Raw genomic sequence first — 6917 nt, forward strand, 5'->3', positions numbered from 1 at the left:
GCGTGCATGACTAATCTGTTGCTGCGCAACGTCCGCCCCTACGGGCGCGCGAATTGCGACCTGCTGATCCGCGATGGGCTGATTGTCGGCCTCGGTCATTTTGAAGCAGATCCGGGCATGTCGGTCGAGGACGGCGGCGGTGCCATCGCGATACCCGGTCTCATCGACGCGCATACCCATCTCGACAAGACGACCTGGGGATTGCCCTGGCATGAAAACAACCGCCGCGCAGTCCTGCGCGAACGCATCGACTTCGAGCGTGAAAACCGGATCGCGGTCGGCATCGACCCGCACCGTCAGTCGATGCGCCACGCAATCGGCCTTGCCGCCCATGGCGCGACCCATATCCGCAGCCATGTCGACATCGATCCAACGCACGGCCTGTCCATTGTCGACGGCGTGATGGAGACCCGCGAGAAGCTGAAGGGGGTCATCGACATCGAGATCGTCGCATTCCCGCAGTCCGGCCTCATGGTGATGCCTGGAACGCTGGATCTGCTCGACGAGGCATTGCGCCAGGGCTGCGAGGTACTGGGCGGTATCGATCCGTGCGGCATCGACCGCGATCCCAAAGGCCAGCTGGACGCCATCTTTGCCTTGGCAGTGAAGCACCAATGCCCGATCGATATTCATCTGCATGAATCGGGCGACCTGGGCGCCTTCACCATGGAGCTGATGTTCGATCGTATCCGCGCCAATGGCATGCAGGGCAAGGTCGCTATCAGCCACGCCTTCGCCCTTGGAATGAACGATTATCTCCGCGTCGGCCAGCTCATCGATCAGATTGCACAACTCGATGTGGCGATCCTGACGACGGGTGCCCCGTCGGCGACCGTACCGTCGATCATGCGCTTGAAGCAGGCCGGCGTGCGCGTTGGCGCCGGATGTGATGGCATCCGCGACACCTGGGGACCCTGGGGCCAGCCCGACATGCTCGACCGCGCCAAGATCGTCGGCATGAAGAACGGCCTTCGCTCCGACATCGAACTCGAACATGTGCTCCATATTGTTTCGCAAGGCGGGGCGGATGTCATGCGCATCGAAGGCTACGGTCTGGCGGAAGGCTGCAAGGCAGACCTGACGTTGCTCACTGGGGAAACGCTTGCGCATGCCGTCGTCGACGTTGCGCCACGCCCGCTGGTCATCAAGGGCGGCCGTGTCACCGCACGCGCCGGCCAGGCAATGGTGGAAATGCCATGACGCGACAGGTCCTCGATACGCTCGAACTCGGCAAGCGCCCCGACGGCCGGACGCTGATTTCGGCCGACTGGGTGCTGGGGCATAAGGATGGCGGGCACCGCCTGATCCCCAACGGCCAGGTCGTCGTTGATGACGGCCAGGTGATCTTTGTCGGAACCGATTTTCCCGGCGAGGTGGCCCGCCGGATCGAGTTCGGCAACTCGCTGGTCAGCCCCGGCCTCCTCGATCTTGACGCGCTGTCGGATCTCGACACGACCATTCTTGGCATCGACCATCATCCCGGCTGGGCGAAGGGACGCGTCTGGCCGCGCCACTATGTCGAGGCCGGCCCCTACGAGATGTATTCCCAAGAAGAGCTGGCCTTCCAGAAACGTTTCGCCTTCGGTCAGCTGCTTTTGAACGGCATAACAACTGCTGCGCCCATAGCCTCGCTATTTTATCGCGAGTGGGGCGAGACGGTCGCCGAGTTCGATGCGGCGGCGGACGCCGCAGGCGACCTGGGCCTGCGCGTCTACCTCAGCCCGGCCTATCGCGCCGGCGGCATGGTGCTCGAAGCGCCGGGTCGGATGGAGGCCGTGTTTGACGAGAAGCGTGGTCTCGCCGGCCTCCGCGAGGCTGTCGACTATATCGGCCGCCAGACAGGCCGCCACGGCGATCTGGTGCGCGGGCTGCTGGTGCCCGATCGCGTCGAGACCTGTACCGAAGAGTTGTTACGCCAGACCCAGGCGGCGGCGGCTGAACTCGGCTGCAAGATCCGGCTTCACATGGCGCAGGGCGCGATGGAGGTCGAAACCGTCCGTAAGCTGCACGGATCGACAGCTCCTGTCTGGTTGGCACGGCTTGGCCTGCTCAACGACCGGCTGATCGCTCCGCACGCGACAAACGCCACCGACGAAGACCTCGCGCTCTACGCGACCAACGGCGTGTCGATCGTGCATTGCCCGCTCGTCTCGGCACGCGGCGGCAGCACGCTGAATTCGTTCTCGAAGTGCAAGGAGCGCGGCATCAACATCTCTATGGGAACGGACACCACGCCGCCCGATATGCTGATGAACCTGCTGGTCGGTCTGATCGCCTGCCGCATCAACGATGGCGCCCCAGATCGCGTCCGGTGCACTGACCTGTTCGACGCGGCAACTCTTGGCGGCGCCAGAGCGCTCGGCCGCGATGACCTTGGTCGTCTTGCTCCGGGCACGCGTGCCGATATCGCGGTGTTTGGCCTCGATGACGCGGTCATGGCGCCTTCCATCGACCCGATCACCACGTTGGTGACGGGCGGGTCGGGCAAGGTCACGCAGGCGGTCTTCGTCGACGGGCGTTTGTCCATGCGTTTCGGCGAGGTCGCTGGCATCGACATGAAGGCAGCGCAGAAGCGTGCGCAAACGCAGTTCGACGGACTCATTGCGAAGTATCCAGAGCGCAGCTGGGGCAATCCGCCGGTGTCGGAAATCTTTCCGCCCAGCTATCCGATCGAGGTCAACACCAATGGCTGAAGCTGAAAAAGCCGTGCTTGAGGTCCGCAACCTCAAGGTGGAATTCCCAGGCCGCCGCGGCATCGCGACAGCGCTTTCTGATGTCAGCTTGTCGATACGTCCGGGCGAAATCCTCGGTGTCGTCGGGGAGTCCGGTGCTGGCAAGTCGATGACGGGGCTCGCGGTGCTGGGGCTGCTCGAACGGCCCGGCCGTATTGCAGGCGGCGAAATCTGGCTCGGCGAACGCCGGATCGATACGCTCGGCGACCGCGAGATGGAGAAAATTCGTGGCCGCGAGATAGGTGCTATTTTCCAGGACCCACTGACCTCGCTCAATCCGCTGTTCACGGTTGGCGCGCAGCTGACAGAGACCATCCGGCTCCACCTCGGCATGAGTAAGGCGGAGGCCAAAGCGCGGGCGATTTCGCTGTTGAAGGACGTCGGCATTCCGTCGCCCGAGGAGCGTATCAACCAGTACCCGCATCAGTTTTCCGGCGGTATGCGGCAACGTGTGGTGATCGCACTTGCGCTTGCCGCCTCGCCGAAACTGATCATCGCGGACGAGCCGACGACCGCCCTCGACGTTTCGATCCAGGCGCAGATCACGTCACTTTTGCGCAAGCTGTGCAAGGAAAAGCAGACTGCCGTCATGCTGGTGACGCACGACATGGGCGTCATCGCCGAAACCGCGGACAGGATCGCCGTGATGTATGCCGGCCGCCTCGTCGAGGTCGGGCAGGTTGAACAAGTGCTGCATGCCCCCCAGCACCCGTACACACGTGGTCTCATGGCGTCGATCCCGGCTCTTGGCGCACGTGTGGAGCGCCTTAACCAAATCGACGGGTCTATGCCGCGGCTCGACGCGATCCCAGAAGGCTGCGCCTTCGGCCCACGCTGCAAGGAAGCTGGACCGCGTTGCAGGCGTGAACGGCCGAGCCTGCTTCCGGCGGGCTCCGGAGCCAGCGCGTGCTGGATGAATGCTGGAGGAACCGCATGACAGCCATGTCCGCACAGAAGAACTCGGCGCTCAGCGTTGACCGTCTGGTCAAGACGTTCGACGTGTCGGCGCCATGGCTCAATCGCGTGATCGAGCGCAAGCCGCGGCAGTATCTCCAAGCCGTCAATGATATCAGCTTCGAGGTTCCAAGGGGCGGCTGCCTGAGCCTGGTCGGCGAAAGCGGTTGCGGCAAGTCGACCGTCGCGCGCCTTGTGACAGGGTTGTACAAGCCAAACAGCGGCGAGGTGAGTTTCGCGCTGGACCATGATGGGCAGCCCCTATCGGCCCAGATGATCTTCCAGGACCCGTATGCGTCGCTCAACCCGCGCTGGCGGGTGAAGAACATCATCGCCGAGCCGATCCGCGAATTGAAGTTGCGAAACTCCGCAACCGAGGTCAACGAGCGGGTAGTGGAGTTGCTGAAGACGGTCGGCCTGTCCGCATCGGATGGCGAGAAGTTTCCGCATGAATTCTCAGGCGGGCAGCGCCAGCGAATCTCGATAGCGCGCGCTCTGGCAAGCGAGCCACGCTTCCTGGTCTGCGACGAGCCGACCTCGGCGCTCGACGTGTCGGTGCAAGCCCAGGTGCTCAACCTCATGCGTCGTCTGCAGGACGAGTTCGGGCTGACCTATCTGTTCATCAGCCACGACCTGAGCGTGGTTCGGCACATGTCCGACCGCATCGCTGTGATGTATCTCGGGCGCATCGTTGAGGAAGGCGAGACGGAGGAGCTTTTCGCGCAGCCACGCCATCCCTATACGCAGCTTCTGCTGCAAACGATCCCCAACATTGTAAGTCCTAACAGGGATCGCGAAATTGCCGGCGGCGAGGTGCCAAGTCCTCTCAAGCCGCCGTCAGGCTGCCCGTTCCATCCGCGATGCCCCATCGCCACGGCACTGTGCTCGAGCGAACTTCCTGAAGTGCGCACGCTCGCCAGCAGAACGCGCGTGGCCTGCCACATGGTGCGAGACGAATGATGTTGCCGCGGGCCGAACTATGCCAGCGCGGCCCGCAAATCGTGGGATATGTCGCGCACTTCCCGCAAGTCGAGTTCCGTTTCGACGTGCTCGAGATGATGTTCCATCAGCGCCGCGGCGTTCTTGAAGTTGCCCTTGGCAATCTCCTCGACGATTTCATCATGCTCGTCCGGTCCGCAGTTGAAACGGGCCGTGTTGCGATAGACGGCGGTAATCAGGGAGGTGCGCGAGATCAGGTCGCGCATCATTCCGAACAGAAAATCGGAGCCGGAAATCTCCGCGAGCAAAAGATGGAAACCGCCGGACAGCTTTATGATGTCGGTGGTGACGTCCTTGGCGCTGGCGGTCCGTTCCTGGGCAACATGGCTGCGCAGGCGCGCGACATCGGCCTTCGAGATCGAGGTTCCGATACGTTCGACGACGCAGGCTTCAACCGCACGGCGAACGGCGAATACGTCCCTGGCCTCGTCGACAGACGGCTGGCAAACGAAAGCGCCACGGTTGGGGATGATTGTCACCAGCCCTTCGCGCTCAAGCGCAGTCAGGGCCTGGCGGATGCGCGCGCGGCTGACATCGAAAATAGCAGCCAGTTGGCCCTCTTTCAGCTGGACGCCCGGACGCAGACGGCGCTCTGCAATCGAAAGCCATACCTTTTCGACAATCTGCTGTGTCGAAACGCTCGCCTGTTCGGTCATGAAACTATGCCCCCACCAAGGCCGACATTCGCCATAGATAACAAAAAGTCAACATTCGCATAGATTACCCCAATCGCGTTTTGCTGACAATTACGTATCAGATTGTGTACCAACAAATCGGAACTGAGAGAACGAATGGAGTTCGACTTTACGAAACTGGAGATGGAAAGCCGCTATCGCCTGCTTACCAATTTCATTGGTCCACGGCCGATCGCGCTTGTCACCACCCGCTCAGTCACAGGGCGAAGCAATGCCGCGCCGATGAGCTTCTTCAATGTCTTTTCGCACGAGCCGCCCATTGTGGTGCTCGGTATCCAGCCACGCGCATCGGGTGAGGAAAAAGACACGGTCGCCAACATCAGGAGAACCGGAGAGTTCGCGGTAGGCATGGTCGACATGGCCCTGTCGCAGCAGATGCTCGTTTGCGGCCTGGGGTTCGAAAGCGACGTCGACGAACTCGAGATCGCCGGGCTTCCTACGGCCAAGGGTGCACAGATCGATGTCGACTACGTCGCCAATGCGCCTTGTTCCTTCGAATGTCGCGTGGAGCGGCTGATCGAGTTCCCGCGTCGCGTGCTCGTGCTGGGTGAAGTGGTCCACATGCATGTTCGCCGCGACTGTCTCGACGAGGCCGGGCGCTACGTCAATCCAGAGGTCTACCAGCCGATCGCTCGGCTGCATGCAGACAATTACATCACTTCCGATCGTCAGTTCGTGCTCAAGGCGCCGACGATTGTGGATGTGTTGAAGGCCACCGAGAGCGGCGAATAGGATTTACCAACGTGCATATTCGACTGATCAATCCAAATTCAACCGCTTCCATGACCAACCAGGTGCTGGAAAGCGCGCTACGTGTTGCGAATGTGGGAACGCGCGTCACCGCGGTAAACCCGACCAGGTCGCCTGTCAGCATCGAGGGCAGTGTCGATGAGGCGGTGGCAGTTCCGGATATGTTGGTCGAGATCCGCAAGGGCGAAGAGCTGGGCGTCGATGCCTATGTGATTGCCTGTTTCGACGATCCTGGCCTCCACGCTGCCCGCGAAATGGCCAAGGGGCCAGTCATCGGCATTTGCCAGGCAGCCGTTCAGGTTGCCATGACGATCAGCCGCCGCTTTTCGGTGATCACCACACTTCCGCGTTCGGTACCAATCATTGAAGACATCGTCCAGGCCTATGGCGCCGGGCATCATTGCCGCGCCGTGCATGCGATCGACCTGCCAGTGCTTGGTTTGGAAGAGGACCCGGAAACCGCCGAGCGCCTGCTGATCGAAGTGATCGAGCGCTCAAAGGTCGAAGATCGCGCAGAAACGATCATTCTGGGCTGTGCCGGAATGTCGAGCCTGTGCGAGCGCCTGGCCAAGGCAACCGGCGTTCCGGTGATCGACGGGGTGACGGCAGCGCTGAAGATTGCCGAGGCGCTTGTCGGCGCCGGCTACTCCACCTCGAAGGTCAACGCTTATGATTATCCGCGCCAGAAGGAAGCGCCGGGCGCAGTCGTAGAGTCGCGACGCCTAGCGATGAACAGCTAGGATCGACCGGGAATTGGTCCGCCTGGTGACCACGCGGACCAATTAGC

7 protein-coding genes are annotated in these 6917 nt (G+C 61.9%); 6 read left to right on the forward strand and 1 reads right to left on the reverse strand.

Translation table 11 applies throughout. The annotated features are described in order from the left end of the window. Positions 1 to 6: 6 nt before the first annotated feature. Genes AC1DWF_RS16740 through AC1DWF_RS16755 form a run of 4 tightly spaced genes read left to right on the forward strand, consistent with a single transcriptional unit; the run spans position 7 to position 4646 of the window. Positions 7 to 1200, forward strand: coding sequence for an amidohydrolase family protein (locus AC1DWF_RS16740; RefSeq protein WP_476787888.1), 1194 nt, complete (start codon positions 7 to 9; stop codon positions 1198 to 1200). After that, a complete protein-coding gene (locus AC1DWF_RS16745; protein ID WP_476787887.1) occupies positions 1197 to 2693 on the forward strand; it encodes an amidohydrolase family protein in 1497 nt (498 codons plus the stop codon). The genes AC1DWF_RS16740 and AC1DWF_RS16745 overlap by 4 nt, the downstream gene beginning before the upstream one ends. Beyond that, positions 2686 to 3669, forward strand: coding sequence for an ABC transporter ATP-binding protein (locus AC1DWF_RS16750; protein WP_476784685.1), 984 nt, complete (start codon positions 2686 to 2688; stop codon positions 3667 to 3669). Before AC1DWF_RS16745 ends, AC1DWF_RS16750 begins: the two co-directional genes overlap by 8 nt. Beyond that, positions 3666 to 4646 carry an ABC transporter ATP-binding protein gene (locus AC1DWF_RS16755; RefSeq protein WP_476784684.1) on the forward strand — a complete coding sequence of 327 codons (981 nt, stop codon included), beginning with the start codon at positions 3666 to 3668 and terminating at the stop codon, positions 4644 to 4646. The genes AC1DWF_RS16750 and AC1DWF_RS16755 overlap by 4 nt, the downstream gene beginning before the upstream one ends. A gap of 17 nt (positions 4647 to 4663) precedes the next feature. Here AC1DWF_RS16755 and AC1DWF_RS16760 read toward each other — a convergent pair whose 3' ends face one another. Continuing rightward, entirely contained in the window at positions 4664 to 5341 is a 678-nt protein-coding gene (locus tag AC1DWF_RS16760) for a GntR family transcriptional regulator (RefSeq protein WP_476784683.1), read from the reverse strand. Between the two features lie 135 nt (positions 5342 to 5476). On the opposite strand from AC1DWF_RS16760, the gene AC1DWF_RS16765 reads away from it, so the two are divergent. Further along, the gene (locus AC1DWF_RS16765) at positions 5477 to 6112 is read left to right on the forward strand and encodes a flavin reductase family protein (RefSeq protein ID WP_476784682.1); all 636 of its coding nucleotides are present in this window, start codon (positions 5477 to 5479) and stop codon (positions 6110 to 6112) included. Between the two features lie 11 nt (positions 6113 to 6123). Then, positions 6124 to 6870: an aspartate/glutamate racemase family protein gene (locus AC1DWF_RS16770; protein WP_476784681.1), complete on the forward strand. Its 747-nt coding sequence runs from the start codon at positions 6124 to 6126 to the stop codon at positions 6868 to 6870. Positions 6871 to 6917 lie beyond the last annotated feature (47 nt).

It is taken from the genome of Aminobacter sp. P4_D5, from assembly GCF_056401815.1.

Bases quoted from the DNA above. Each gene is read 5' to 3' on its own strand.
- AC1DWF_RS16740 (WP_476787888.1), top strand. From the start codon at position 7: ATGACTAATCTGTTGCTGCGCAACGTCCGCCCCTACGGGCGCGCGAAT.
- AC1DWF_RS16760 (WP_476784683.1), bottom strand. From the start codon at position 5,341: ATGACCGAACAGGCGAGCGTTTCGACACAGCAGATTGTCGAAAAGGTA.
- AC1DWF_RS16745 (WP_476787887.1), top strand. From the start codon at position 1,197: ATGACGCGACAGGTCCTCGATACGCTCGAACTCGGCAAGCGCCCCGAC.
- AC1DWF_RS16755 (WP_476784684.1), top strand. From the start codon at position 3,666: ATGACAGCCATGTCCGCACAGAAGAACTCGGCGCTCAGCGTTGACCGT.
- AC1DWF_RS16750 (WP_476784685.1), top strand. From the start codon at position 2,686: ATGGCTGAAGCTGAAAAAGCCGTGCTTGAGGTCCGCAACCTCAAGGTG.
- AC1DWF_RS16765 (WP_476784682.1), top strand. From the start codon at position 5,477: ATGGAGTTCGACTTTACGAAACTGGAGATGGAAAGCCGCTATCGCCTG.